This is a genomic window from Ramlibacter sp. AN1133 (assembly GCF_037890035.1).
Taxonomy (GTDB): Bacteria; Pseudomonadota; Gammaproteobacteria; order Burkholderiales; family Burkholderiaceae_C; genus Ramlibacter.
The window spans coordinates 66,884-91,130 of record NZ_JBBKTQ010000001.1 but is presented as its reverse complement, the minus strand read 5'-3'; the positions used below and the strand labels follow the sequence as shown (position 1 = coordinate 91,130).

26 protein-coding genes are annotated in these 24,247 nt (G+C 70.5%); 9 read left to right on the top strand and 17 right to left on the bottom strand.

Going from position 1 to position 24,247, the window contains the following annotated elements:
* Positions 1-33 precede the first annotated feature (33 nt).
* From aliA to WG923_RS00425, 3 genes are all read left to right on the top strand, one after another.
* Positions 34-1,677, top strand: a complete 1,644-nt coding sequence (gene aliA / locus WG923_RS00435; protein WP_340348942.1) for a cyclohexanecarboxylate-CoA ligase — start codon at positions 34-36, stop codon at positions 1,675-1,677.
* Between the two features lie 36 nt (positions 1,678-1,713).
* Entirely contained in the window at positions 1,714-1,866 is a 153-nt protein-coding gene (locus WG923_RS00430; RefSeq protein WP_340348941.1) for a hypothetical protein, read from the top strand.
* A 115-nt stretch (positions 1,867-1,981) separates the two neighbouring features.
* Positions 1,982-2,545 carry an acyltransferase gene (locus tag WG923_RS00425; protein WP_340348940.1) on the top strand — a complete coding sequence of 188 codons (564 nt, stop codon included), beginning with the start codon at positions 1,982-1,984 and terminating at the stop codon, positions 2,543-2,545.
* A gap of 22 nt (positions 2,546-2,567) precedes the next feature.
* On the opposite strand, the gene WG923_RS00420 is transcribed toward WG923_RS00425, so the two are convergent.
* The 3 genes from WG923_RS00420 to WG923_RS00410 form a co-directional block, all read right to left on the bottom strand.
* Positions 2,568-3,941 (bottom strand): MATE family efflux transporter, encoded by a 1,374-nt coding sequence (locus tag WG923_RS00420; RefSeq protein ID WP_340348939.1) that lies wholly within the window; start codon positions 3,939-3,941, stop codon positions 2,568-2,570.
* On the bottom strand, positions 3,938-4,639 hold the full coding sequence (locus WG923_RS00415; protein ID WP_340348938.1) for an SDR family oxidoreductase: 702 nt from the start codon (positions 4,637-4,639) through the stop codon (positions 3,938-3,940). The genes WG923_RS00420 and WG923_RS00415 overlap by 4 nt, the downstream gene beginning before the upstream one ends.
* Before the next feature lie 74 nt (positions 4,640-4,713).
* Complete coding sequence (locus WG923_RS00410; RefSeq protein ID WP_340348937.1) at positions 4,714-5,310, bottom strand: TetR/AcrR family transcriptional regulator; 597 nt, start codon at positions 5,308-5,310, stop codon at positions 4,714-4,716.
* A gap of 148 nt (positions 5,311-5,458) precedes the next feature.
* Between WG923_RS00410 and WG923_RS00405 the strand changes: the two genes are divergently transcribed.
* The 3 genes from WG923_RS00405 to WG923_RS00395 all read left to right on the top strand — a co-directional run bounded on the left by WG923_RS00405 (position 5,459) and on the right by WG923_RS00395 (position 7,988).
* Positions 5,459-6,142 carry a response regulator transcription factor gene (locus WG923_RS00405; RefSeq protein WP_340348936.1) on the top strand — a complete coding sequence of 228 codons (684 nt, stop codon included), beginning with the start codon at positions 5,459-5,461 and terminating at the stop codon, positions 6,140-6,142.
* Positions 6,139-7,491, top strand: coding sequence for a sensor histidine kinase (locus WG923_RS00400; RefSeq protein ID WP_340348935.1), 1,353 nt, complete (start codon positions 6,139-6,141; stop codon positions 7,489-7,491). The genes WG923_RS00405 and WG923_RS00400 overlap by 4 nt, the downstream gene beginning before the upstream one ends.
* A gap of 137 nt (positions 7,492-7,628) precedes the next feature.
* Positions 7,629-7,988, top strand: a complete 360-nt coding sequence (locus WG923_RS00395) for a DUF4148 domain-containing protein (RefSeq protein ID WP_340348934.1) — start codon at positions 7,629-7,631, stop codon at positions 7,986-7,988.
* Between the two features lie 51 nt (positions 7,989-8,039).
* Here WG923_RS00395 and WG923_RS00390 read toward each other — a convergent pair whose 3' ends face one another.
* Positions 8,040-8,618, bottom strand: coding sequence for a MerR family DNA-binding protein (locus WG923_RS00390; protein ID WP_340348933.1), 579 nt, complete (start codon positions 8,616-8,618; stop codon positions 8,040-8,042).
* A 270-nt stretch (positions 8,619-8,888) separates the two neighbouring features.
* On the opposite strand from WG923_RS00390, the gene WG923_RS00385 reads away from it, so the two are divergent.
* The gene (locus tag WG923_RS00385; protein ID WP_340348932.1) at positions 8,889-9,347 is read left to right on the top strand and encodes a FixH family protein; all 459 of its coding nucleotides are present in this window, start codon (positions 8,889-8,891) and stop codon (positions 9,345-9,347) included.
* 10 nt (positions 9,348-9,357) lie between these two features.
* On the top strand, positions 9,358-10,611 hold the full coding sequence (locus WG923_RS00380; RefSeq protein WP_340348931.1) for a cytochrome-c peroxidase: 1,254 nt from the start codon (positions 9,358-9,360) through the stop codon (positions 10,609-10,611).
* On the opposite strand, the gene WG923_RS00375 is transcribed toward WG923_RS00380, so the two are convergent.
* Both WG923_RS00375 and WG923_RS00370 read right to left on the bottom strand, forming a co-directional pair.
* Entirely contained in the window at positions 10,571-11,551 is a 981-nt protein-coding gene (locus WG923_RS00375) for a GlxA family transcriptional regulator (RefSeq protein WP_340348930.1), read from the bottom strand. The genes WG923_RS00380 and WG923_RS00375 overlap by 41 nt on opposite strands.
* A gap of 168 nt (positions 11,552-11,719) precedes the next feature.
* Positions 11,720-12,355, bottom strand: coding sequence for a lytic transglycosylase domain-containing protein (locus WG923_RS00370; RefSeq protein ID WP_340348929.1), 636 nt, complete (start codon positions 12,353-12,355; stop codon positions 11,720-11,722).
* 156 nt (positions 12,356-12,511) lie between these two features.
* Here WG923_RS00370 and WG923_RS00365 point away from each other — a divergent pair, with 156 nt between their 5' ends.
* The gene (locus tag WG923_RS00365) at positions 12,512-13,702 is read left to right on the top strand and encodes a type II secretion system F family protein (protein ID WP_340348928.1); all 1,191 of its coding nucleotides are present in this window, start codon (positions 12,512-12,514) and stop codon (positions 13,700-13,702) included.
* Positions 13,703-13,710: 8 nt separating this feature from the next.
* On the opposite strand, the gene WG923_RS00360 is transcribed toward WG923_RS00365, so the two are convergent.
* From WG923_RS00360 to WG923_RS00310, 11 genes are all read right to left on the bottom strand, one after another.
* Positions 13,711-14,205 carry a type II secretion system protein gene (locus WG923_RS00360; RefSeq protein ID WP_340348927.1) on the bottom strand — a complete coding sequence of 165 codons (495 nt, stop codon included), beginning with the start codon at positions 14,203-14,205 and terminating at the stop codon, positions 13,711-13,713.
* On the bottom strand, positions 14,199-14,591 hold the full coding sequence (locus WG923_RS00355) for a type II secretion system protein (RefSeq protein WP_340348926.1): 393 nt from the start codon (positions 14,589-14,591) through the stop codon (positions 14,199-14,201). The genes WG923_RS00360 and WG923_RS00355 overlap by 7 nt, the downstream gene beginning before the upstream one ends.
* A 3-nt stretch (positions 14,592-14,594) precedes the next feature.
* On the bottom strand, positions 14,595-15,074 hold the full coding sequence (locus tag WG923_RS00350) for a type II secretion system protein (RefSeq protein ID WP_340348925.1): 480 nt from the start codon (positions 15,072-15,074) through the stop codon (positions 14,595-14,597).
* Positions 15,071-17,362 carry a cohesin domain-containing protein gene (locus WG923_RS00345; protein ID WP_340348924.1) on the bottom strand — a complete coding sequence of 764 codons (2,292 nt, stop codon included), beginning with the start codon at positions 17,360-17,362 and terminating at the stop codon, positions 15,071-15,073. The genes WG923_RS00350 and WG923_RS00345 overlap by 4 nt, the downstream gene beginning before the upstream one ends.
* Before the next feature lie 41 nt (positions 17,363-17,403).
* Positions 17,404-17,931 carry a hypothetical protein gene (locus WG923_RS00340; RefSeq protein ID WP_340348923.1) on the bottom strand — a complete coding sequence of 176 codons (528 nt, stop codon included), beginning with the start codon at positions 17,929-17,931 and terminating at the stop codon, positions 17,404-17,406.
* Positions 17,928-18,479, bottom strand: a complete 552-nt coding sequence (locus WG923_RS00335) for a hypothetical protein (protein ID WP_340348922.1) — start codon at positions 18,477-18,479, stop codon at positions 17,928-17,930. The genes WG923_RS00340 and WG923_RS00335 overlap by 4 nt, the downstream gene beginning before the upstream one ends.
* Positions 18,480-18,482: 3 nt before the next feature.
* The gene (locus tag WG923_RS00330; protein ID WP_340348921.1) at positions 18,483-18,995 is read right to left on the bottom strand and encodes a hypothetical protein; all 513 of its coding nucleotides are present in this window, start codon (positions 18,993-18,995) and stop codon (positions 18,483-18,485) included.
* 3 nt (positions 18,996-18,998) lie between these two features.
* A complete protein-coding gene (locus tag WG923_RS00325) occupies positions 18,999-19,829 on the bottom strand; it encodes a hypothetical protein (protein WP_340348920.1) in 831 nt (276 codons plus the stop codon).
* A complete protein-coding gene (locus WG923_RS00320) occupies positions 19,810-21,525 on the bottom strand; it encodes a GspE/PulE family protein (protein WP_340348919.1) in 1,716 nt (571 codons plus the stop codon). The genes WG923_RS00325 and WG923_RS00320 overlap by 20 nt, the downstream gene beginning before the upstream one ends.
* Before the next feature lie 138 nt (positions 21,526-21,663).
* A complete protein-coding gene (locus WG923_RS00315) occupies positions 21,664-22,626 on the bottom strand; it encodes a peptidylprolyl isomerase (protein WP_340348918.1) in 963 nt (320 codons plus the stop codon).
* 13 nt (positions 22,627-22,639) lie between these two features.
* Positions 22,640-24,241, bottom strand: coding sequence for an ABC transporter substrate-binding protein (locus WG923_RS00310; RefSeq protein WP_340348917.1), 1,602 nt, complete (start codon positions 24,239-24,241; stop codon positions 22,640-22,642).
* Positions 24,242-24,247: the final 6 nt, after the last annotated feature.

The window sequence follows — 24,247 nt, the reverse complement described above, 5'->3', positions numbered from 1 at the left end:
GAAGCGCACCAAGACGCCCCAGGAGACCAGCGAATGCGATTCGACCCCGTCCTCATTCCGCCCCGCCGCGCCCGCATGGTCGAACAGGGCCACTGGCGTGACCGCACCATCAACGACGACCTCGATGCCTGCATCGCGGCGTGCCCGGACAAGACCGCCCTGACGGCCTACCGCGCCGATTCCGGCGAGGTCACGCGCATGACCTACCGCGAGCTGGGGCGCATGGCGGACCGCATCGCCGTCGGCCTGGCGCGCCTGGGTGTGGGGCGGGACGACGTGGTGGCCTGCCAGCTGCCCAACTGGTGGCAGTTCACGCTGGTCTATCTGGCCTGCTCGCGCATCGGCGCGGTGATGAATCCGCTGATGCACATCTTCCGCGAGCGCGAGCTGGGGTTCATGCTCAGGCACGGCGAGGCCAGGGTCCTGATCGCGCCGCGCCAGTTCCGCGGCTTCGACTTCGAGCAGATGGTGCAGGGACTGCAGCCCTCGCTGCCGGACCTGAAGCACGTCGTGATCGTCGACGGAAGCGGCGCCAACAGCTTCGAGCAGCTGCTGTCCGGCCCCGCCTGGGAGGATGCTCCCGATGCCGCGGCGATCCTGCGTGCCAGCCGGCCCGGCGCCGACGACATCACGCAGTTGATCTACACCTCGGGCACGACGGGCGAGCCCAAGGGCGTGATGCACAGCGCCAATACGCTCATGGCCAACATCGTTCCCTACGCGCAGCGCCTGGCGCTGGGCGCCGACGACGTGGTGCTGATGGCCTCCCCGATGGCGCACCAGACCGGCTTCATGTACGGCCTGATGATGCCCGTGATGCTGCGCGCGGGTGCGGTCCTGATGGACGTCTGGGAGCCGAAGCGGGCGATCGAGGTGATCCGCACGGAAGGCTGCACCTTCACCATGGCGTCCACGCCCTTCCTCGGCGATCTCACGCGCACCGTTGCCGAAGCCAAGACGCCCGTGCCCTCCCTGCGCACCTTCCTGTGCGCGGGCGCGCCCATTCCCGGGCCGCTGGTGGAGCAGGCGCGCAGCGTGCTGGGCAGCAAGATCGTCTCCGCCTGGGGCATGACGGAGAACGGCGCCGTGACGACGATCCGCCTGGAGGACGACGACGAGCGCGCCTTCACGACCGACGGCCTGCCGCTGCCCGGCGTCGAGGTGAAGGTGGCGGACGAAGCCGGCGATCCCGTGCCGGCCGGCCAGCCGGGGCGGCTGCTGGTGCGCTCCTGCTCCAACTTCGGCGGCTACCTCAAGCGGCCGCAGTGGAACGGCACCGACGCCGAGGGCTGGTTCGACACCGGCGACCTCGCGCGCATGGACGCGCAGGGCTACATCCGCATCACGGGGCGCAGCAAGGACGTGATCATCCGCGGCGGCGAGAACATCCCGGTGGTGGAGATCGAATCGCTGCTGTACCGCCATCCGGCGATCGCGATGGCGGCCATCGTGGCCTATCCCGACGAGCGCCTGGGCGAACGGGCCTGCGCGGTCGTGGTGCCGAAACCGGGGCAGGGCCTGCAGATGGCCGACATGGTGAGCTACCTCAAGGACCAGAAGGTGGCACTCCAGTACATCCCCGAGAAGCTGGTGGTCCTCGACGCGATGCCGACGACACCCAGCGGAAAGATCCAGAAGTTCAAGCTGCGCGAGCAGGTTCGCAACCCGGCGTCCTGAGCGTTCGCCCGATTCATTCCAAGTTGGAGACACCCCATGAAGATCCTGTCCCTGCGCCGCTGCCTTGCAGGTGCACCGGCCGCCGCCTGCCTCCTCGCCGTCGCGCCGTCCGCCTTCGCCCAGGCGAACTGGCCCGCCCGCCCGATCCGCATGGTGGTGGGCTTCGCCGCCGGCGGCGGCGCAACATGAAGTTGATGCGCCGGGTGATCCGCGCGGCCTTGCTCGGCGAGGACCCGGGCGACCTCAGCACGCTGGTCAACCCCGAGGCGGTGCAGGCGATCCGCGCGGCGCGGCACTGACGGCCATGGCCTGCTATTCCTTCGAGGGCGTGGTGCCGGTGGTCGATCCCACCGCCTACGTGCATCCCACGGCCGTCCTGATCGGCGACGTGATCGTCGGGCCCGGCTGCTACGTCGGCCCGTGCGCGTCGCTGCGCGGCGACTTCGGCCAGGTCGTCCTGGAGGCCGGCGCGAACGTGCAGGACGGCTGCGTGCTCCACAGCTTTCCCGGCGCGCAGGTGCTGGTGGAAGCGGACGGGCACATCGGGCACGGGGCGGTGCTGCACGGCTGCGTGGTGCGCCGCGACGCGATGGTGGGGATCAAGGCAGTCGTCATGGACGGCGTGGAGATCGGCGAGCAGGCGATGGTGGCCGCCTGCGCCTTCGTCGCGGCAGGCACGAAGGTCCCGCCCCGCTCGCTGGTCGCGGGCATGCCCGCGCAGGTGAAGCGCCAGCTCACCGACGAGGACGTCGCGCGCAAGCACCAGGGGACCTTGCTGTACCAGGAACTGGCGCGGCGCTGCGCGGCGAGCTGCCGGCCTGCGGACCCGCTGGCGAGCGTCGAGCCCGGCCGGCGGCGACGTAAGTAGGCGTGCGCGCCTTCGCGGGCGCCTAGGCCGACCGGTTGGCAGGATCCCAGTCCGCCAGGTAGGTCGCCACGCACAGCGTGAGTCCCATCACCGCGAGACTGGCGGCGACGACTGCGTACAGTGCCGCCGGCGGGCCGGCCAGGACATGCACCGCGAACCAGCCGCCCAGCGCCACGACCACCAGCCGCGCGGCACTGGCCACCAGCGCCCAGCGCAGGCGCCCGGCGCCCTGCGAGGCGAAGAACAGCGCGAGACCGAGCCCGAAGAAGCCGTAGCAGCCGCCCACGATGCGCAGGTACGCGCCGCCGGTGGCCTGCACCGCGGCGTCGGCGGTGAACAGCGCCATCCACGCCTGCGGCCACAGCGCCGCGACCAGGCCGATGCTCCCGGTGACCGCCCACACCAGCCCGGCGCCGGCCCACGTGACGCGCTTGGCGCGCACGGCCTGGCGCGCCCCGAGATTCGTGGCGACCATCGCCGTGAGGGCGCTGCCGAAGCCGAAGGCGATCGGCACGAGGATGTATTCCAGCCGCGCCGCGATGCCGTACGCCGCCACCGCCAGGCTGCCGAAGGTGCCGACGTAGGCCGTGGCCAGCGCGATGGAACCGTTGCTCAGGACCGGGTTCACCGCGGAAGGCAGGGCCACGTCCAGGATGCGGCGGAACGCGGAGCGCTGCAACTGCCAGCGCGGACCGACGATGCGCACCGGGCGACCGGGGCGTGACAGCCACGCGAGCAGCGCCAGCGCGGAGATCGCGTTGCACGTCACCGTGCTGGCGGCAGCGCCCGCCACGCCGAGCGCCGGCACCGGTCCACCGCCGAACACCAGCAGCGGGCACAGCATCAGGTGCATCGCCGTCGTGGCCACCAGGGCCAGCGCCGCGGGCAGCATGTTGCCGGTGCCGCGCGCGACGCCGGCCAGCACATTCACCGACCAGACCGCCGCGGCGCCCGTGAACAGCACGCCCGCGTAGCTGCTGGCCTGCGCCAGCACGCCCCCGCGCGCTCCCATCGTGGCGTAGAGAGCAGGGCTGGCGGCCAGCAGCGTGAACAGCAGCGAGGCCGCAAGCCCGAGCAGCAGCGCGTGCTGCGCGAGCCGCGTGGCCTGCGGCGCGTCGCCCGCCCCCAGCGCCCGCGCCACCGCGGCCGTCGTGCTGCCGCCGAGGCCGCCCGCGGACATCTGCAGCATCAGCATCGCCAGCGGCAGCACCACGGCGACGCCTGCCAGCGCCTCCGGTCCCAGCCGGCCGACGATGTAGCCGTCGAAGCCGATCACCACGGTATTGGCGAACAGCCCCAGCACGTTGGGCGTCGCCAGGCCCAGCAAGGTGCCGAGCACCGGGCCGCGCAGCATCTTCTGCGTGGCCGCCGACACGGGCAGGGCGGCCGTGCTCACGCGGCCACCAGGTAGGCGGCGGACGCGCCGGAGAGGGATTGCTTCACCTGGCGCGTGGCCTCGTCGGCCAGCACCTCGGTGGCGCCGGCTTCGAGCCCGTCGAGCGCCAGGCGCACGACGTCTTCCGCCGACGACTTCGGCGCGGCGATGCCGCGCGTGAGATCGGTGTCGACGAATCCCATGTGCAATGCCGTCACCTGCGTGCCCTGGGCATGCAGCTCGTGGCGCAGCCCGTTGGTCAGGGCCCAGGCCGCCGACTTGGTGGCGCCGTACGCGCCCAGCAGGGGCCGGTTGATCCAGCTGGCGATCGACAGCACGTTCAGCATCGCGCCGCCACCGTTGGCCGCGAGCACGGGCGCGAACGATTGCGCCATGCGCAGGATGCCGAAGAAGTTGGTCTCCATCTGCCAGCGCGTGGAACCGAGCGTCGGGTCCTCGAGGAAGCCGCCGGTATTCGCCACGCCGGCGTTGTTGATCAGGACGGTCACGTCGCCGCAATCGCGCGCGGCGCGGGCGACCTGTTCGGGGTCGGTGACGTCGATCTGGATGGGCAGCACGCCCGCGAGCTGAACGCTCGCGGGGTCGCGCGCGCCGGCATACACGCGGCGAGCGCCGCGGCGCAGGGCTTCGCGGGCGAAAGCCAGGCCGATGCCGCGATTGGCACCGGTGATCAGGACGACGGCATTGGCGAGTTGCATTGGGGGCTCCTGGTTCATATATGACGACCGTCATATTTGCGGTCGCGGGGAAGCGCGCCGGAGGGCGCGCGCGTTCAGCGGCCCGCAGGCCGCGGGGATTCGAATTGCTCCAGCAGGAATTGCCGGGCAGCTGCGAGCTGGCGCCGGCCGCTGGCGTTGTCGCCCAGGGCGCGGGCGATCTGCAGCGCGCCGACCATCTGGGCGGCGACGATGCCGGCGCTGCCCTCGGGGTGGCCGGGCGGCAGTGCCGCAGCGACGGCCGCGAGCAGGGACTCGACGCGGACCTGCCCGGCCTCTCGCACCGCTTCGCCCTGCCGCGGCATCTCCGAGGCGAGCGCTGCCACCGGGCAGCCGCTGTCGACGGCCTTCAGGTGCGCCTCGGACAGGTAGCTTTCCAGCAGCGCTCGCAAGCGGCTGGCGCCCTTGGCTTCGCGGGCGGCGATCGAGCGCTCCAGGCGCAGCCGGCTGTCCTGCCCCGCGCGTTCCAGGGCCTCGGCCAGCAGCACCTCGCGCGAGGGGAAGTGGGCGTAGAAGCCGCCGTGCGTGAGGCCCGCGCGCTTCATGATGTCGGCCACGCCGACGCCGTGGAAGCCCGTCTCGCGCAGCACGCGCGCGGCGGTGTCGACGATGCGGTCGTGCGTGAGCTGCTTGCGGGTGGGCGCGGTGTCCATGGGGAGGCGGATCCGGTTCGAAGGAGCGCCAGCATAGCGCAATATGATGACCATCATATAGACAGGGCGATGAGCGGCGCGGCCCGGATGGGCTGGGCTAATGCAGGACTAAGACAGCAGTGCTAGGGTGTGCGCAGGAGTGGTGAACATGCGTGTGCTGCTGGTCGAGGACGACGAGATGATCGGCCACAGCCTGCGGGAAACCCTGTCTTCCCAAGGCTGGTCGGTCGACTGGGTGAAGGACGGCCTGCTGGCGCAAAGCGCCTGGGACGACGGCGACTATGCCTGCGTCCTGCTGGACCTGGGGCTGCCCAAGCGCGATGGCGTGGAGGTGCTGCGGCAGGCCCGTGGCCGCGGCGACACCACCCCGGTGATCGTGCTCACCGCCCGCGACGGCGTGGACGACCGGGTGTACGGCCTGGACCTCGGCGCCGACGACTACCTGCTCAAGCCGTACGAGCTGCGCGAGCTGGTGGCCCGCATGCGCGCCGTCATCCGGCGGCGCGATGGCGCCGCGCATTCCCTGATCGGCAACGGCGGGCTGCAACTGGACCTGACCACCCGCGAGGTGCTGGTGGCAGGCGAGCGATCGCAGCTCTCCGCGCGCGAGTTCGCCCTGCTGCACGCACTGCTGGAGCGGCCCGGCGCCATCCTGTCGCGCGAACAGCTCGAGAACCGCATCTACGGCTGGGGCGAAGAGGTGAGCAGCAACGCCGTCGACGTCCTGATCCACGGCATGCGGCGCAAGCTGGGGCCGGATGCGATCCGCAACGTGCGTGGGCTCGGGTGGCGCGTCGTCGCACCCGCGGCGGACGCGAGGAGCAGCGCATGAAATGGCGCGTGTTCCCCACCGGCCGCATGTGTTCCCTGCGGCGCGCGCTGCTGCTGTGGCTGGTGCCTTTGTTCCTCGTGGTCGGCTCGGTGGCGGCGGCGCTGGCCTACTGGTCGTATGCGCAGATGGTCGGCGCCTTCATGGACGACCAGATGCAGCAGCTCGCCGGCGCGATCGCCGCCAACCAGGGCGTCCAGCCCATGCCGCAGACCACCGAGCGCATCCAGAAATGGGGCGCCTACGTGGTGCAGGTGTACGGGGCCGACGGGCACCTGCGCGCCTCGTCCTCCGCGCAGGTGAAGGTCGGCCTGCTGCCGCAGGAGGGCTTCCACGATGTCGCCGAGGGCGGCGCGCGCTGGCGCGTGTACACCGTGCCCGCGGCGGCCGCGCACGGCGAGCGGGTCCAGGTGCTGCAAAGCGCGGGCTTTCGCGACACGCTCGCCGCCGAACGCGCGGGAGCCGCGCTCGCTCCCGTGCTGCTGCTGTTGCCGCTGTCGCTGTTCATCCTGTGGTGCCTGGCCCGGGCGATGTCGCATGCCCTGCGGGACATCGCGCGCCAGGCGGCGCAGCAGGACGAACACCACATCTCCGAGCTGCCGCTGCAGGGCGTGCCGCAGGAGATCGCGCCGCTGGTGCTGTCCTTCAACAGCCTGCTGCGGCGACTGGGCGAGGCGTTCGCGACGCAGCGGCGCTTCGTGCAGGACGCCGCGCACGAACTGCGCACGCCGATCGCCGCCATCGCCCTGCAGCTGGAGAACATGCGCCAGGACGTGCAGTGCGACGCCGCGGCGGGGCGCTACGCCCACCTGCAGGCCGGCGTGCGGCGGGCGCAGCGGCTGGTGGAGCAGTTGCTGCGCCTGTCGCGGCAGGAAGCGGCCGGCGCGGACGGTCCCGCCATCGTGGACCTGCAGGCGCAGCTGCGCGAGAGCATGAACACGCTGATCGGACTGGCCGACCAGCGCAACATCGACCTGGGCTTCGTCGGCCCCGCGCCCGCCTCGGGCCCGCTGACGCTGCACTGCGTGCCGGGCGACCTGCGCAGCCTGCTGGACAACCTGATCGAGAACGCGCTGCGCTACACGCCCACCGGGGGCGTGGTGGACGTGCGCCTGCTGCAGGAGCAGGGGCGCGTCGCGGTGGAGGTGGTGGACACGGGCCCGGGCATCCCGCAGGAACTGCTGCCCCGCGTGTTCGACCGCTTCTTCCGGGTGCCGGGCACGAATGCGGAGGGCAGCGGCCTGGGCCTGGCCATCGCGCAGGCCGCGGCGCAGCGTTGCGGCCTGGCGCTCACGCTGCGCAATCGCGCGGACCGCAGCGGCCTCGTCGCGCGTGTCGAGGCGCTCGCCTAACGCGTGGCTAAGAGAAGGCTCAGTCACGGCTAACGACGGTTTCCTACAGTGAGTGCACGGTGGATGCAGGCAGTGAAAACGACGCCAGCACCGACCGCAAGAGAAACCCCTGATCACTCACCCCTAGAGGAACCGTCATGAACCGCTACCTGATCGCCTCCGTCCTCGCCATCGCCGCCGCTTCCACCAGCGTCGCCTTCGCCGACGACATCACCGTCGAAGCGCATCCCTTCGTCGGCTCGCTGACGCGCGCCGAAGTGCAGGCGCAGCTGCAGCAGTACAAGGCCTCGGGCGTCAACCCGTGGTCGACCAGCTACAACCCGCTGGCCCGCTTCCAGAGCAGCCGCACGCGCGCCGACGTCACCGCCGAATACCTGCAGGCCCGCGACGAAGTCGCCGCGCTGAACGCCGAGGACAGCGGCTCGGCGTGGATCGCCGCGCAGGCCCGGCGCGCCGCCCCGCCGGTGCTCGCGGGTGAGATGCTGCTGGCCCGGTAACTGCCTCCAATGCAGGCGTGACGCGCGTGCCCGTCCGTGATCGCCGCGCGATCACGCAGGCGTGAAGGACCTGCTCCACGCCATCAGCCCGGAGTGTCCGCCGTGGAGGTCCTGCGCACTGCGCGCGGGGGCCTGCCGGCGGCGCTGCACGACCGAGGATCCGGGCTTGACCTGCTTGAGCGAGCGCGTCGCGTTGCGTGCGCTCGCGGCCGGCACCGGCGCGGGCGGCGAGGACAGCCGCTCGAGGATCGGGCAGCAGGAGCGCTCGTCGCCGGCGCAGTTCTCCACGAGAGCAGCGAGGGTGGTGCGCATCGCATCGAGCTCGCGCTGCCGCTCCTCCAGGTCCGCCAGCTGGCGGCGCGCCAGTTCCTTGACGGAACGGCTCTGCCGGTGCTCGTCGCGCCACAGGGCCATCAGCGACTGGATCTGTTCGATGGAAAAGCCCAGCGCGCGGGCCTGGCGGACGAAGCGCAGCATCTCCACCTCGCGCGCCGTGTAGAGGCGGTAGCCGGCCTCCGTGCGCTCGGCCGCCGGAATGAGGCCGAGCGACTCGTAGTGGCGGACCATCTTGGGCGTGACGTCCGCCGCCGCGGCGGCTTCACCGATGTTCATGGCGTTCATGGTGTTCATGGCGTTCCGCTCCTGCGATCCTCGGGGACCATCCGGTGCGGACTGTGCGCCCGCAGCGGGATGGCGGCAATGTCGCGGTTGCCTCGTTTCCTGCCATGCCGCACAGCGTGGCGCGAGGTCTGCGCGACTATGAACCTTCCCACCATGGGAGGGTCAACCCCCGGCCCCGCCGCCGTTCGTCCGCGGCGCGGCGGCCCTTGACCTTGACATCGCGGCAAGGTTGAACCTTGCGGCCTGGTCACGCCGACCAGCCCCATCGCAAGGAGCCCCATGAACCCGATCCCCATGCAAGGCGCGCAGCGCCGCCGCCGTCTCTTCCTCGTTTCGCTCGCCCTGCTGGCGGCCGGCTGCAGTGCCGGCGCGCGCATCAGGCCGCCGCAGGACGCGGCGGACTACGCGACCGAACGCCTGTCCGCGCAGGGTGCGTTCCGCGTGGCCTACCGGACCGAAGGCCCGGTGCCCGTCGGCCGCCTGCACGCCTGGACCCTGCACGTCGCGCGCGCCAACGGCACTCCCGTCACCGATGCCGTGTTCGCCGTGGACGGCGACATGCCGCAACACGGCCACGGCCTGCCCACCCGCCCGCGCGTCACGCGCCATCTCGGCAACGGCGACTACCTGCTCGAGGGCGTCAAGTTCCAGATGGGGGGCTGGTGGGTGATGGACTTCGACGTCACCGCCGACGGACGCACCGAGCGCGTGCGCTTCCACCTGCAGCTGAACAAGTAGGAGCCACGCCATGCGAATCTGCAGATGGACCGTGGCCACGCTGCTGGCGCTGCTCGCGGGGGTCGCCATCGCGGCGACCTCCGCCGGTGGCTGGAGCAAGGACGAACTCGCGCAGCTGCGGGAACTGTCGATCGCCAGCCTGCCGCCGCCGCCGGCGGATCCCTCCAACCGCGTCGCCGACGACGCGCGGGCCGCCGAACTGGGCCACCGCCTCTTCTTCGACCAGCGGCTGAGCGCGAACGGCCAGGTGGCCTGCGCCACCTGCCACCTGCCGGACCGGCTGTTCCAGGACGGCACGCCGCTCGCCAAGGGCGTGGGCACGACGGACCGCCGCACCATGAGCATCATCGGCACCGCGCACAGCCCCTGGCAGTTCTGGGACGGCCGCAAGGACAGCCAATGGGCCCAGGCCCTGGGTCCCCTCGAGAGCGCGGTGGAGCACGGTGGCGACCGCACGCAATACGCACGCCTGCTGGCGAAGGAATACCGGGCGGAGTACGAGGCGATCTTCGGTCCGCTGCCGGACCTCGCGGGCCTGCCCGCGCATGCCGGGCCGGTGCAGGACGCCAGCGCGAAGGCGGCGTGGAACGCCATGACGCCGCAGCGGCGGGATGCCGTCAGCGGCGTGTTCGCCAACCTGGGCAAGGCGGTCGCAGCCTATGAGCGCCGGATCGAGCCCGCCGCGTCGCGGTTCGACCGCTACGTGCAGGCCGCGCTGGCCGGCGACGCGACGACGATGCGCGAGGCGCTCACGCGCGACGAAGCCGCCGGCCTGAAGCTGTTCATCGGCAAGGCGCAGTGCGTGCAGTGCCACAGCGGCCCGCTGTTCACGAACCACGAGTTCCACAACACCGGCGTGCCCGCGGCCGCAGGACCACCCTCCGACGAGGGCCGCCTCGCGGGTGCGAAGTCGGTGCTGCAGGACGAATTCAACTGCCTCGGCCGCTTCAGCGATGCGAGGGCGGAGCAGTGCGGGGAACTGCGATTCCTGGCCGCCGGCGAAGCGCACCAGCTGCGGCAGTTCCGCGTTCCGTCGCTGCGCAACGTCGCCGGGCGCGGCCCGTACATGCACGCCGGCCAGTTCGCGACCCTCAGGCAGGTGCTGGAGCACTACAACCGCGCGCCCGCGGCGCCGCGGGGACACAGCGAGCTCGCGCCGCTGGGCCTGAGTGCCCGGGAACTCGACCAGCTCGCCGCCTTCCTCGGCACCCTTGGCGGCGGCGTCAGTGCCGATGCGCGCTGGCTGCAGCCGCCGGCGCAGTGACGGCCTGGCCTTCGGCGCGCGTCGCGATCCGGCGCAGCGCCGAAGGCGGCATCCCGAGCAGGCGCACGAAGCTGCGCCGCATGCGCTCGGGGTCTCCGAAGCCGCAGTCCGCGGCCACCCGCTGCACCGACGCAGCACCGGCGTCCAGCGCGCTGCGCGCGGCCTCCACGCGGATGCGCTCGACGGCCTTGGCCGGCGTGATGCCGGTCTCGGCATGGAAGGCGCGGGCGAAATGGCGCGGGCTCATGCAGGCGCGCGCCGCGAGTTCCTCCACGCAGTGCCGCTCGCCAAGGTGTTGCCGCACGTGGTCCAGCACGCCGTCGAAGCGGCCCTGGCCTCCCTGCAGGGCCAGCAGCGCCGAGAACTGCGACTGGCCGCCCGGGCGGCGGTAGTACACCACCAGTTCCCGGGCCACCGCCCGCGCCGCGTCGGCACCCCGGTCCCGCGCGATCATGGCGAGCGCCAGGTCGATGCCCGCGGTGATCCCCGCGCTGGTCCAGATGGATGCGTCCTCGATGAAGATGCGGTCGGCGTCCAGCCGCACGTCGGGGAACTGCCGGCGGAATTGCGCCGTGCGCGACCAGTGGGTGGTTGCGGTGCGGCCGGCGAGGAGTCCGGCGGCGGCGAGCAGCAGGCTGCCCGAGCACACGCTGGCCAGCCGGGTCGGCGTTTGCGCCGCGCGCCGCAGGAAACGCAGCAGCCGCTGGTCCTGCATGGCGGCATCGACGCCTTCACCGCCCGAGACCAGGAGGGTCTCGCCCGCGTTGCGCGGCAAGCCTTCGGCCAGCCAGGCCACGCCGGAGGAACTGCGCACGATGCCCGGCGCGGCCGCGACCACGCGCAGCTCGTATCCGCCCGCCGCCTCGAAGGCGGAGACGGGCCCCGCCGCGTCGAGCAGCTGGAAGCCGGGAAAGATCAGGATCGAGATGCGGCGCGGCACGGTCTGGCAGGAAATGCCGGAATGGCGGCATGGTTGCCGCAACGCTATGCGCCGACGCGCCTGGCGTCAACCGCCGAAAAGCGCAGCCGGGGCCGCGCGCGGCGTCCCCGGCGCGTGCACGTCACATCTGCTCGTGCACGCTGCGCTGCAGCCGGCGTGACGGAGCGCTCAGTGGCCGCCCTCGCGGCGGTAAAGCTCCAGCACGCGGGGGACGTAGCGCTGCGTTTCGGCATAGGCCGGCACCGCGCGCCCGCTGCGCAGCACCGCGGCGGGGCCGGCGTTGTAGGCGGCCAGGGCCAGCGCCAGGTCGGCGCCGAACATCGCAAGAAGGGTCTTGAGGTAGCGCGCCCCACCGAGCACATTGGCGGCCGGATCGCGGGCATCGACGACGCCGAAGCGGCGGGCCGTCTCCGGCATGAGCTGCATCAGCCCCACGGCGCCCTTGTGCGACACGGCATCGGCGTCGTAGTTGGATTCGGCCTTGATGACCGCGTGGAGCAGGCCTTCCGGCAGCCCCGTGTCCGCGGCCGCGTGGGCCACCGGCTGCGCGTAGCGTTCACGGCCCGCGTCGCGCCCCGGGGCAAGGACAGGCGCCGGTGGCTCGGTGCGTGTGCCGCCCTCGCTCAGCACGAGCTGGTAGCGGGCATCGCCCGGGATGTTGGTGACGTGCTGCGTCCCGCTGGCATCCGTGTACATGAAGATATCGGCCCGCGCGATGCATGGAAGACCGAGCGAGCCCAGGCCGACGGCGACGCCGGCCAGCACCGGCAGGGCGACTCTTGCGGGGCAGGCAACGGTCCTCATGGCGATCAAGGCAGGAGCAGGGGATGCAGGGACAGGCAGCGGCATATTGGCCTTCGCCGCTGCGACGGGATTCCTGGTTTTCCAGATAGCACTACTGTGATGCGGGGCGCTGATGTGCGTCAAGTCAAACGCTCGTGTGCTGCCTAGCATCGCCCCATGCGATTCCAGCTCAAGGCACGGCGCAAGGGCGGCGGCATCGTCGAGGCGGCGCTGGAGGCACCGAGCGAGGCCGAGGCGACGCTGATGGCGCGCGCGCAAGGCCTGCATGTCCTGTCCCTCACACCGCAGCAGGACTGGTTCGCGGCACCGCGCCGGCGCGAGCAGGCCTTCCCGCTGCTGCTGTTCACGCAGGAGCTGGTGACCTTGCTGCGCGCGGGCCTGTCGCTGATCGACACCCTCGAAAGCCTGGCGGACAAGGAGCAGCAGGCGCAGCACAAGAAGGTGCTGGACCAGGTGGCGCGCGCGCTGCACGAGGGCCAGTCGTTTTCGCAGGCGCTGGCGCTGGTTCCCACCGCGTTTCCCGACCTGTACATCGCATTGGTGCGTTCCAGCGAGCGCACGGGGGAGCTGGAACAGACCCTGCGCCGCTACATCGCCTATCACGTCCAGATCGACCAGGTGAAGAAGAAGATCGCGAGCGCGTCGATCTACCCGGTGCTGCTGCTGACCGTCGGGACGTCGGTCATGCTGTTCCTGCTGGGTTACGTGGTGCCGAAGTTCAGCGTGGTCTACGAAGGCATAGGCCACAAGCTTCCCTGGTTGTCGCAACTGCTGCTGTTGTGGGGCAAGTTCCTGGCGGCACACCAGGCGACGCTGGCGATAGGTGCGGGCGCCGCCATCGCACTGTTCGTCGTGTCCATCCGGCAGCCCGCCGTGCGCGCCGGGCTGGGCCGCCTGCTGGCGCGCATTCCGGCCTTGCGCGAGCGCGTGTTCCTGTACCAGCTGGCACGCTTCTACCGTTCCCTGGGCATGACCTTGCGCGGCGGCATCCCGATCCTGGCCTCGCTGGACATGGTGCAAGGGCTGCTGACGGGCGACATGCGCGAACGCCTGCAGCAGGTGTCGGCGCGCGTCAGCGAGGGTTTCCCGCTGTCGCGAGCGCTGCAGGAAAGCGGCCTGACGACCCTCGTGGCGCTGAAACTGCTGCGCGCGGGCGAGCGTTCCGGGCAGCTGGGGGAAATGCTGGAACAGGCGGCGGATTTCTACGACGAGGAAATGGCGCGCTGGGTGGACTGGTTCGTCAAGTCCTTCGAGCCGATCCTGATGACGGTGATCGGCGTCCTCATCGGCATCATCGTGGTCCTGATGTACCTGCCGATCTTCGAGCTGGCCAGCAGCATCGAGTAAGCCCTGTCTCACCGTTCATTGGGCTTGTAGACGAACTTCCAGTCCGAGTAACTGGCGGCGCCCTCGAACGCGCGGTCGGCCGGCGCGAAATTCGCCTTCTTGAGCGGGGTGTCCTCCGACAGGCTGTAGACGCCGAGAATCGCGTTGCCGTCGGGCGTCTTCACCAGTCCCCATTCCGCCTTCCAGGTGATGGGGTCGACGAAGATCTTGCGCAGGTGCCGCCGGGTGCCCGGAAGGCGCGGGTCCAGCAGCAGGTCGTCCAGCGTCCTGGGCAGCTGGCCCTGCGTGCCGGGGCCGCTCTGGGCGTAGGCGCGGATGGCGCTGCGGAACTGCTCGCCGACGAACAGCAGTTCGCGCTCGCGCTCGCGCTTCTGCGCGATGTGCCACACCGAGCCCGCGGCCGCCATCACGGCGCCATGCAGGGCGATCGCGAGAAGGATCGCGATGTAGGTGAAGCCGCGCTGCTGCCCCACCCGCAGGGTCGACCGCGCGGCGCCTACCATGTGCTGTACGCATCGCCGGCCAGGGAGTGGCCGGGTGCGCCGCTCTTGACGTCGAACACGCCGCCCTTGTCCGGCTTGTCCGGCGGGATCACGACCCAGGTGCTCGCGCTCTCCGTGACCGGATCTTCCGGCACCTTGCGCAAGTACTTCCTGGCGACCAGCGCTTCGATGCTGGGCGGGTACTTCCCGGTGTCGCCGTAGTGCTTGTCCAGCGCATCCCGCATCAGTGTCAGGTTTTCCTTGAGCACCGCTTCCCTGGCCCGGGTGATGCTTTGATGGTAGCGCGGCACCGCGAGTGCGAGCAGCAGCGCGATGATGCTCATGACGAGCAGCAGCTCGATCAGCGTGAAGCCGGTGTCAGGCCTGGGCCTCTTGCCTGGCGCCATCGCTCACCAGTCCTTGTACGCGACGCCGTCCAGGCCGACGCCGGGCGCGAGCGAATACACGTCGAAGACGTCGGCGCCCTCGCGCGGCGCGTCGGGCGGGCTGGCATAGCTTCGCTTGCCCCAGGTGTCGGCGGCGGGGCCATCGGCCTGCGGGGACAGGGGATCCCGCGGCAGCTTGCGCAGGAAATAGATCTTTTCCCGCCCCGGGCTGCGCGCATCCTCCACGCCCGCCACCAGCACGTCGAGCGACTCCGGATAACCCGACTGGTCCGCGCTCCTGCGGATCCTGCCCTGGTCGACGGCCAGCTTGTACGCATCGATCGCGCCCCGGATCTCGCGCAGCGCGGAGTGCAGGGCCTGTTCCTTCTGCCGCCGCACGGCCAGTTCCGCCAGGGGCAGCGCGATGCCGGCCAGCAGCCCCACGATGGCCACCGTGACCATCAGTTCGACCAGCGTGAACCCGCGCGAACCCCGGGGCTTCATGGCTGCAACGCAATCGACAAGGCACCGCTCACGCTGAACGGGATCGGGCTTCCACCCGGACCCAGCGGCGACATGCTGGTCAACAGGATCTGCGACCGGGGCGCCGCGGCCTTGACGCGGAAGGTGACGTTGAACAATCGCCCCTGCCCCTGCGCGCCCTCCGGTCCGGGACGCGCGACATTGACTGCCAGGCGTCCCCCGATGGCGTCGACCGTGTGGTTGAAGCGGTTTTCGACATTGGCCTGCTTGAGCAGGTCTCCCTGTTCCACGGCCACCACTTCCAGCGCCGCCGGGTCGAAGCGGAGCGACATCGCGGCGCCGACGAGGGGCGAAGGCGCATTCGCCTGCACGCCCACGACGAACTGCTCGCCCACGCGTGCCGTCGGCGGTGCCTGCCAACTCATTTGCAGCGGCGCGCTGGCGGACGGCGGCGGTGCCTGCAGGGCCGGCGCGAGGGCAGCGGAACTCTCCGGTGCCCGGGCGACCGGCGGCAGCGCCGGGGCTTGCGGTGTTGCGGGCGCCGGTGGCGCGACGGCGCTGCCCGGGGCCGAGCCGCTGTTGAGGGTCGGCCGCCGGGCCTTCATGCTGGCGTCGGTGCCGGACCAGAATTCCATCTCCTGGGCATCGGGGCGCACCAGGTTGCGCACGATGCGCGGCGTGATGGAAAGAACGATCTCGGTCTTCTGGCGTTCGTTGCGGGGCACGGAGAACAGGCGTCCCACGACCGGCATGTCCGCGAGACCCGGCACGCCGCTGGCGGTATTGCGCTCGTCGTCGCGGATCAGTCCCATCAGGACCTGGGTCTCGCCATCCTTCAGGCGCAGCGAGGTGTTGATGGTGCGCGTGCCGACCCGGTAGGCCAGCGAGCCCGAATTGGTGGCCACCGATTCGCCCAGCGTGCTGACTTCCAGCGTCACCTTGATGGACACGTCGTCGTCGAGCATGACCACGGGCTCGGCTTCCAGCTTCAGCCCGACATCCAGGTAGGAGATGGACTCGGTCGTCACCGGGTTGGTGGCGCCGGGCGTGACCGTCGCCGTGATGACGGGCACCCGGTCCCCGACCAGGACCCTCGCCTTGTCGCGGTTCTTGATGCGGATCCGCGGATTCGAGATCGTGTTGGCGATGCTGCTGTCCGACCGCAGTTTCAACAGCATCGTGGCGTTGACGCCGATGCGCGAGCCGCTGGTGTGCTGTCGGAACGGCAGGTCGTTGACCGTGATCGCGTTGGTGCCGGGCACCAGCCAGGTGAAGGTGTCGGGCCAGTTCACGCCGAGTTCGAGCGCGCGCGTGCGATTGATCTCCAGCACCTCGATTTCCAGCACCACCTCGGGATCGGCCAGGTCCTGCAGGCGGATCACCTTCTCCGCCAGCCGGATGGTCTCGGGCGTGTCGCGCACGAGGATCATGTTCAGGCGGTCGTCGACGTGCATGTCCTTGAGCTTGAGGATGCTCTTGAGCACGACGGCGGTCTGCTTGGCTTCGCTGTTGACCAGGTAGAAGGCGCGCACCACCAGGTCCTGGTAGTCGCGGATCTTCTGCGGCGTGTTCGGATAGATCAGGACGGAGTTGTCGGACAGCACTTTCTTCTCGAGCTGGCTCTGCACCAGCGTCAGGTCGATGGCGTCTTCCACGGCCACGTTGCGCACGTAGATCGTGACCTTGATGTCGCTCTTGATGTCCTTGTCGAGGATGAAGTTGATGCCGCTGATGCGGGACAGGACGTCGAACACCATCTTGAGGTTGGCGTCGCGGAACTCCAGGCTCACCGGTTTCGTGAGCCGCGACTTCAGTTGCGTCGGCACCGTGCTGTCCATGGCGCGCAGGCGCTCCACCTGCGCGAGGACCTCCAGGGCGCCCGGGTTCCTGGGACTCAGCCCCAGGATCTTCTGCGCCTGGCTTTCCGCCTGTTCCACATCGCCGTTCTTCAACGCGGCCTGCGCCTGGCGCACCATCTCGCCGTGCAGGTCGCGCTTTTCGAGCAGCCGCAAACCCTCGGTGGCCCGCGCATCGCCCGGGGACAGGGCGAGCACCCTGCGGTACTGGGCTTCGGCCTCGCCCACGTCGCCCGCCGCGCGCGCGCTGGCCGCCGCGGCCAGGATCTGCATCACGATGCGCTCCCGGCTGGTCAACAGGCGCATCCGCAATTCCTGGTTGCCGGGATCGGACCGGGCCGCTTCCTCCAGCTTGTTCAAGCCTTGCTCGTAATGTCCGTCGACGATCAGCGCCAGGCCCTCGCGGTCCGGCACCGGGCCGGCACAGGCGACGAGAACGAGTGCCCCCGCCAACAGGCAGCTTCGTCCAAGCCATCGCATGGCCGCTCTCCGGTTCATTGGTGTTCTCCCACGGCCAGCGTCTGCAGCGCATCCAGCGGCAGGTAGCGCAGCGTCAACTGGCCGGGTTCCACTTTCTCCAGCCGATAGGTGTCGTCGATCACGTCGCCCGGTGAGACCAGGTAAGCCCGTTCGCCCTTGACGAGGAACACCGCCGGCCGTTCGACATCGAACATCCTGCCCATGAAGACGAAGGGCAAGGGCGGGGCGCTCGGCATGGCGGGCGCGGGCGGCGGTGGCGGGGGCGGCGGTGGTGGTGGTGGCGGCGGCGGCGGCGGCTGCCAGGATTTCGCGCCGAACAGTTCGGCCGCCGGCGGCTGCGCGCGCGCCAGCTTCATCGCCTCCAGCTCCCGCAGCAGCGCGGTGCGCACGGAAGCCGGGGGCAGGGCCGGCGTGGCCGCCACGGCGTGACTCGATCGGTCCTTGCGGCTCTCGTCGCCTTCGCTGGCGGCGTACTGATCCAGCGCCGCGAGTCCGACGCCGCACAGGCCCGCAAGCAGCAGCAGCCGGGCGCTCTTGTTCATGATGCAGCCCGCAGGTACAGCGTGAGGCGCACGCGCGCCTGCACCTGCGTCTCCGAAATCTTCGGCCGCTCGAACGTCACTTCGTCCAGGGCCAGCGCCGGCACCGCCTTCAGCGAGGCCGCGACGAACTCGCGAATCTGCGTATAGCCGCCGCGCACCGGCAGCGTCATGCGGTAGACCACCAGGCCGGTCTGGCGATCCGTCACGATCGCATATTCACCGCGCGACAGCTGCAGCCTGCTTTCCCTGGCGGCAGCGAACATGTGCGACAGGGACTCGGAGGCCTCGGTGTGCAGGGGGAAGAACGCGTAGAACGCCCGCAACTGGCCGGCCGGCGATTCATCGGCCCGGGGCGCGCGCGCGGCCGCCGTCCGCAGGTATTCCTGGGTCGCGGCGGCCTTGGCCCGCAGCCGGGCGAGTTCCTGCCACGAAGGCAACACCGTCGACACGGCCAGGCCCAGGCTGGACGCAAGCAGGGCGATGCCGATCACGCCCGGGCGCCCGAGCCTTTGCAGCGTTTCGGAAAGGAGCAAGCGCGTCAGGGCCATACGCTACGGACTCCACGCAGCCACCAGGCTGAATCGCAGCGGGCGTTGCGGATCGCTGTCCTGGATCTCGTGCTCGACCAGCACCACTTGCGTGAAGGCCCGGCTCTGCTCCAGGACGCGCAGGTAGGAAAGCATCGCCTCGACGCCTCTCGCCTCCGCGAGGATGCGCAAGGTGCGGTTCCGGGTGTCGGGTGTGAGCGCCAGCAGCGCCACGTCCGGTTCGTCGATGGCCTCCAGCGTGACGAACACCCGTTCTCCGGGGCCGGCCAGGTGGCCCACGACCACGCGGGCGCCGGCAATGGCATCGGCCTCCGAGGTCAGGCCGCGTGGCAGCACCCATGCCTCGCGCTTCGCCTGGGCAGGACGCGCCGCAAGGGCGTGGCGTTCCATCTCCTGGGAGATCAGCGCCTGCGCAACGATCACCAGGACCATCACCACGGCGCCGACCGCGAGCAGCGCGTAGCCGAGCCTGGCGCTGGGCACCTCGCGTTCGAAATTGAGGGACAGGGCACGCATGGACTAGGCCAGGCTGGCTGCCAGCGCGCACGCGGCGCCGGGCGTTGGCGCCAGGCCGGCTTGGGACCTGGCTTCGAGCACCCGCGGCGCCGCGCCGTGGACCGGCGGCAGGATGAGGCCACGCCGGTGCGGGGCATGCACATAGACCGGCGGCACCGATTCGCCCTGCAGGTCCGCCAACTGCATCTCCCGCGCCAGCAGGGACGAAAGCGCCGGCGCCGGCTCGGGTGCGGCGGCCGTGCTGACATAGCACCACTTGCCGCCTTGCGCCGCCAGGATGCACGCGCGGCCGGCCTCGAGCACCATGAAGACGAAGTCCTTCCCGGTGTGCGCCCGGGCCACCCGGTTGTAGGCCGCCATCAGGTAAGGCTGGACCGACGCCAGGCGCAGGCGCGTAGGCGCGACCGCCGTGCGGATGGCCGCGAGCAGCGACCGGTCGACCGCCGCTGCGAGCCGCGGCGCGCCGGCGCGTTCCGCGGACACGGTCACATCCCATTGCGCGGACACCTCGCCGTGGATCTCCTCGAACATCGCCGCCGCGCAGTTGCGGAATTCCTCCGCACTGGCGATCTGCGCGCTCCAGGGCACCAGCAGGTAGCGGACGAAATGGTTGGACAACACGACGTCGAGCGTTCCCGGGCCTGTGTCCGCCGTGGCGAGGTAGCGCTGGAAGGCCTCGACGGCCGCCTGCCACGGCGGGCCGTCCCGGTCGGCTGCGAAGGTCTCGGCGAAGCTGGAGGCGGCGCTGCGGCGCCAGCCCCTGCCGGGCCGGATCACCTGCAGCTGGTCCGGGCACAGGACCGCGCAGGACTTGTCAGGCCACAAACGTGACACGATTGACCTCCTGCAGCGTCGTTCGCCCTTCCCGTGCAAGATCCAGCGCGGACTCCCGCAGGTAGCGCGTCCCCTTGGCGCGCGCCACCTCCTTCAGGCGGGTGACCGGCTGGCGTTCGGCGATGAGCTGGCGGATCTCGTCGTCGAGGATCAGGATCTCCGCGATCGCCGTGCGGCCGCGATAGCCGGTGCCGCGGCAGTGCTCGCAGCCCCTGCACCGCACCAGGTGCCAGTGGGCGACGTCCTCCCTGGCCAGGCCCGACTTGGCAAGCAGTTCCGCATCGGGCGTGAACTCGCCGGCACAGTGCGGACAGGAAAGCCGCAGCAGCCGTTGCGCGACGATGGCGTTGAGCGCCGAGACCAGGCTGTACGAATCCACCCCCAGCTGCAGGAAGCGCCCGATGACGTCGAACACGTTGTTGGCGTGGATCGTGGTGTAGACCAGGTGGCCGGTCAGCGCCGATTGCACCGCGATCTGCGCGGTTTCGGAATCGCGGATTTCGCCCACCATGATCTTGTCGGGGTCGTGGCGCAGGATGGAGCGCAGTCCGCGGCTGAAGGTCAGGCCCTTCCTCTCGTTGACGGGGATCTGCAGCACGCCCGGCAGCTGGTATTCCACCGGGTCCTCGATCGTCACGATCTTCTCGCGCCGCGTGTTGATCTCGGTGATCATCGCGTACAGCGTGGTGGTCTTGCCGCTGCCGGTGGGGCCGGTCACCAGCAGCATGCCGTGCGGTTCGTCCGACAGCCTGCGCAAGGTGCGCACCGTGGGCTCGTCGAAGCCCAGGTTGTTGATGCGCACGCCCTGCAGCTGCTCGGCGAGTTCCTGCTTGTCCAGGATGCGCAGCACCGCGTCCTCGCCGAAGATGCTGGGCATGATCGACACCCGGAAATCGATCTGCCGTGCCCCGATCCCCACCTTGAAGCGGCCGTCCTGCGGCACCCGGCGTTCGGCGATGTCCAGTTCCGCCATCACCTTGATGCGCGAGATCACCTGCTCGGCCAGTTCCACGCCCTGGATCGCGCCGACGTCGTCCAGCACGCCATCGATCCGGTGCCGGATGACCATGCCGCCCGGCGTCGTCTCCAGGTGCACGTCGCTCGCATGGATGCGATAGGCGTCGTACAGCGTCGAATTCACCAGGCGCACGACCACGCTGGAACTCTCGCTGATCTTGCTGAGGGACAGGTTCTCGACCGAAGGCTCGACCGTCGCCGCGCCGGAGAGATTGCCGCCCACGCTGTCGATGGCGCGCGTCTGCTCTTCGAGCCGCCCGAGGTAGGCCGTCAGGTCCGCCGCGTGCGCCAGGCACACCGGCAGGCCGCGCATGCGTTCCTCCAGCCAGGCCTTGCGATCGCGATCGAAGGGATCGGCGAAAACGGCGCATTGTTCGCCGGAGGGCAGGCGCACGGCCACCGCCCCGCGCTGCAACGCTTCGGTCAGCGGCACCCGGTCCAACAGGGCTTCGGAGGCGAAGAACACGTCGCCCTGGAGCACGGGGTAGTCGAGGGCTTCGCCCAGGCGGGCGATGAATTCCGCCCGGTCCAGGCCGGCCAGCCGTTCGAGCTCGGTCATGACGCCGAGACCGGACCGCGCTGCCATCTGCCGTGCCTCGCGGATCGCCTGCAAGTCGATGACCTGGGCGCGCGGGCCTGGCGAAGCACCGACTGCGCTTGCCAGCAGAACGTCTGTCATCTTTCTTTCCTCCGCTCATCAAGCAACGGGAGAAAACAGGAAATCGCAGGGGCACGACCCGCGAGCAAGCGTAGACCCAAGGTAGCAGGCCTGCTTGACGAAAGTCAAGCGTGAACCCTTCATGCCGCACCGTACGCTTCACAGGGGAAGGAGGATCTCGACCTTGCCCGCGCCGCGCAGCCGTTGCGCCTCCTTCTCGATGGCCGCATTGGCCTTGCGCTGCTCCAGGTAAGTCCGTATCGGAGCGCGCGCCTGCTCCTCGCTCACGATCACTTCGTCGTCGATGCCTTCGACCTTGAGGATGTGGAATCCCTGGGGCGTGCCCACGACCGCGGACACCTGGCCCGCCGCCAGGGCAAACGCGGCGTCTTCGACCGGCTTGGCAAGCTGGCCCCTGGCGAAGGGCTCCATCGCGCCGCCCCACTGCCTGGTCGGCGCCTCGGAATGCACGCGCGCCAACTGCTCGAAGTCTTCGCCGGCGCGGGCGGCCTGGAGCAACTGCTCGGCGCGGCTGCGGCTGGCCGCGCGTTGCGCGTCGCTCGCGGCCGGCGGCACCTTGATGAAGATCTCCCGCGCCCGCACCTGGCGCGGACGCCCGAACTTCTCCGGGTTCTCCAGGTAGAACTGGTGCACTTCCTGGTCGCTGACGGCCGACTCCCTGGCCCCCACGCTGTTGGCATATTTGGTGGCCGACACCTGTTTCTTCACCAGCAGCCGGTAGCTCGCGGGCGTGTAGCCCTCCACCAGGAGGCGCCGCTCGAAGGCCTCCTGGCTCTTGAACTGTGCCAGCGTGGACTGGAACGCCTGTTCGACCTCCTGCGGGCTGGCCACCATGCCGGCGACCTGGGCCTGCTGCCAGAACAGCTCCTGCTCGATCAGGCGGTCCAGCACGGCCCGCTTCATCTGCTTGACCCGCTCGGGATTCCTGATCTGCAGGAGATTGAGCTTGCGCTGCCTGAGCTCCTCCTCGAAGCTGCGCTCCACCTGCTCCTGCGGGATCCCGGTGCCGTTGACCCGCGCCGCCAGGATCGCCTGCGCCTGCGCAACGCCCAGTGCCAGCGCGAGCGCCAGCATCGGCAACGCGGTGAGGAGTCTTCGCATCGTCATTTCCCGTTCACGGCAAGGCCACGAAGCCACCGACCGGGCGGAAGTTCCTGCCCTTGAGATCGACGGCGACGACGTAGCCGCCCAGCGCACCGATGCGGCGGCTCGCGTTGAAGCTCACGGCGGGGACCAGGCCGGGCTCGAAGCCGTGCACGGACTCCAGGGCCGCCACCAGCTTCTCGCGCGTCAGGTCGCGCCCCACCTGCTTGAGCGTCTCGACCAGCAGCACCGCGCTGCTGTAGGCCGGCACCTGGCTGGTCTGGTGGTTGCGCGCGAGTGCGCCCCCCTTGAACAGGCCGGCGTAATGGCGCAAGGCGTCGGGCTTCTGGTCGGAGGGGACCGTGGGGTAGGCCAGCAGGATGCGGCCTTCGAATGCCGCTGGCAGGTCCAGCACCGCACCGGGCGCCAGCGGGCCGGGCAGCAGGAGGAACGGCACGCGCCCGGCGTCCGCCAGTTGCCTTGCCAGGGCGGCGACATCGGCGCCCGGGCCCAGCAGGAACACCGCTTCCGCGCCGCGCGCCTTGAGCGCTGCGGCCAGGGCCGCGGCGTCCGATGCGCCGGGCGCAAAGCCGATGCGATCGAGCCTGCTCCAGCCCTGGCCTTTCAGTCGCTGCTCCACCGCATCCGCCAGCGCCGCGCCGGCCGCGCCGTTCGCATGCAGCAGCACGGCCGGCAGGGTCCTCATCTTCGGCTCGCGCGCCAGGTGCAGCGCCAGCACCTCCGCCAGCTCCCCGACGCCCGAGAGGAGGTGGAACACCTGCTGGTTGCTGCTGCGGGGGTCGTCGCCGAACAGCGACAGCGGGCCCACGACCGGGATCTTCGCCTCGTTGGCAAGGCGGCCCAGCTCGTCCTCGATGCCGGCCGCAAACGGGGAGAGCAGGGCGAACACGTCGCCCTGCGCCACCAGCTTGCGCAACGCACGCGTGGCAGCTTCACGGTCTTCGCTCGCGTATTCGGCGCTGACCAGTTCCAGCTTGCGGCCATGGATGCCGCCGCTGGCATTGACCTCGTCCAGGTGCGCCTGCAGGATGCCCTTGACCGCCTGCCCCAGCCCCGCGAAGCGTCCCGTGGCAGGCAGCAGCGTGCCCAGGCGCAGGGTGTCGCCGGCGACGCCGGGGTCCTGCTGGAACTCCAGCACCTTCAGGTACGCCAGCAGCGCCTTCCAGTCGCGGCCGCTGATCCGGTAGCGCGGCATGGAAGCATCGAGCGGGTGGCCCGCGGGGTCCAGGCCTTCGACCAGCGTGCGCTTCAGCGAGGCTTCGTCGAAGGGCGGATGGCGGCGGCCGTTGTCATGTTCATGGCCCCAGGACTTGGTGAGTTCCGACCAGGTGATGTTGCCCGGGCGAACACCTCCTTCGGGCCGCCCGCGCCCGTCGGGACCATGGCAATTGCCGCAGCGCACCGCCGCCCCCGGCAACTGCTGCTGCGCCATCCCGATCCGGCCGGTGAACGCGTCGCCGAAGGCACTCTCGCCTTCCAGGTACAGGAGGCGGCCGGCTTGCTGCTCCGGTGTCAGCGGCGCTCCGGCATGGAGCGGCTGCGCCCAGGCCGACACCGCGAGCGCGGCGACGGCAGCGGCCCGGCGCAGGCGGGAATGGACAGCTTCACGCACTGCGGG

Excerpts from the sequence above, each read along its gene's own strand:
- aliA (WP_340348942.1), top strand. The coding sequence starts at position 34 with ATGCGATTCGACCCCGTCCTCATTCCGCCCCGCCGCGCCCGCATGGTC.
- WG923_RS00430 (WP_340348941.1), top strand. The coding sequence starts at position 1,714 with ATGAAGATCCTGTCCCTGCGCCGCTGCCTTGCAGGTGCACCGGCCGCC.
- WG923_RS00425 (WP_340348940.1), top strand. The coding sequence starts at position 1,982 with ATGGCCTGCTATTCCTTCGAGGGCGTGGTGCCGGTGGTCGATCCCACC.
- WG923_RS00415 (WP_340348938.1), bottom strand. The coding sequence starts at position 4,639 with ATGCAACTCGCCAATGCCGTCGTCCTGATCACCGGTGCCAATCGCGGC.
- WG923_RS00410 (WP_340348937.1), bottom strand. The coding sequence starts at position 5,310 with ATGGACACCGCGCCCACCCGCAAGCAGCTCACGCACGACCGCATCGTC.
- WG923_RS00405 (WP_340348936.1), top strand. The coding sequence starts at position 5,459 with ATGCGTGTGCTGCTGGTCGAGGACGACGAGATGATCGGCCACAGCCTG.
- WG923_RS00400 (WP_340348935.1), top strand. The coding sequence starts at position 6,139 with ATGAAATGGCGCGTGTTCCCCACCGGCCGCATGTGTTCCCTGCGGCGC.
- WG923_RS00395 (WP_340348934.1), top strand. The coding sequence starts at position 7,629 with ATGAACCGCTACCTGATCGCCTCCGTCCTCGCCATCGCCGCCGCTTCC.
- WG923_RS00390 (WP_340348933.1), bottom strand. The coding sequence starts at position 8,618 with ATGAACACCATGAACGCCATGAACATCGGTGAAGCCGCCGCGGCGGCG.
- WG923_RS00385 (WP_340348932.1), top strand. The coding sequence starts at position 8,889 with ATGAACCCGATCCCCATGCAAGGCGCGCAGCGCCGCCGCCGTCTCTTC.
- WG923_RS00380 (WP_340348931.1), top strand. The coding sequence starts at position 9,358 with ATGCGAATCTGCAGATGGACCGTGGCCACGCTGCTGGCGCTGCTCGCG.
- WG923_RS00370 (WP_340348929.1), bottom strand. The coding sequence starts at position 12,355 with ATGAGGACCGTTGCCTGCCCCGCAAGAGTCGCCCTGCCGGTGCTGGCC.
- WG923_RS00365 (WP_340348928.1), top strand. The coding sequence starts at position 12,512 with ATGCGATTCCAGCTCAAGGCACGGCGCAAGGGCGGCGGCATCGTCGAG.
- WG923_RS00360 (WP_340348927.1), bottom strand. The coding sequence starts at position 14,205 with ATGGTAGGCGCCGCGCGGTCGACCCTGCGGGTGGGGCAGCAGCGCGGC.
- WG923_RS00355 (WP_340348926.1), bottom strand. The coding sequence starts at position 14,591 with ATGGCGCCAGGCAAGAGGCCCAGGCCTGACACCGGCTTCACGCTGATC.
- WG923_RS00350 (WP_340348925.1), bottom strand. The coding sequence starts at position 15,074 with ATGAAGCCCCGGGGTTCGCGCGGGTTCACGCTGGTCGAACTGATGGTC.
- WG923_RS00340 (WP_340348923.1), bottom strand. The coding sequence starts at position 17,931 with ATGAACAAGAGCGCCCGGCTGCTGCTGCTTGCGGGCCTGTGCGGCGTC.
- WG923_RS00335 (WP_340348922.1), bottom strand. The coding sequence starts at position 18,479 with ATGGCCCTGACGCGCTTGCTCCTTTCCGAAACGCTGCAAAGGCTCGGG.
- WG923_RS00330 (WP_340348921.1), bottom strand. The coding sequence starts at position 18,995 with ATGCGTGCCCTGTCCCTCAATTTCGAACGCGAGGTGCCCAGCGCCAGG.
- WG923_RS00320 (WP_340348919.1), bottom strand. The coding sequence starts at position 21,525 with ATGACAGACGTTCTGCTGGCAAGCGCAGTCGGTGCTTCGCCAGGCCCG.
- WG923_RS00315 (WP_340348918.1), bottom strand. The coding sequence starts at position 22,626 with ATGCGAAGACTCCTCACCGCGTTGCCGATGCTGGCGCTCGCGCTGGCA.